Here is a 357-nt window from a genome sequence, read left to right on the forward strand (position 1 = left end):
GATCTTTATTATCTTTTACACTCACTAAACTTCCTGTACTTAATTTATCCCCTACATGTACGGTTACACCTTGTTTTGCTGTTATTACTGGTGCTTCCGTATCCTTCTCTTCTTTCTTTTCTACTACTTTTACTGTTACCGTTGCAGTTGAGCTGTTACCCGCCTTATCAGTTGCCGTTACTTGAACTGATATTGTACCTGGCTTACTTGTATCATATGCTCCCACTGTTACTATTGGGTTTGGATCTTTATTATCTTTTACACTCGCTAAACTTTCTGGACTTAATTTATCCCCTACATGTACGGTTACACCTTGTTTTACTGTAATTACTGGTGCTTCTGTATCTTTCTCCTCTT

General features: G+C 37.5%; 1 pseudogene. It reads right to left on the reverse strand.

Annotation, left to right across the window (positions count from 1 at the left end):
• Positions 1–357 (reverse strand): annotated as a pseudogene (locus tag JDS82_RS29095) (adhesin); the annotation flags it as partial.

It is taken from the genome of Bacillus cereus group sp. N14 (assembly GCF_016483555.1).
Lineage (GTDB): Bacteria > Bacillota > Bacilli > Bacillales > Bacillaceae_G > Bacillus_A > Bacillus_A wiedmannii.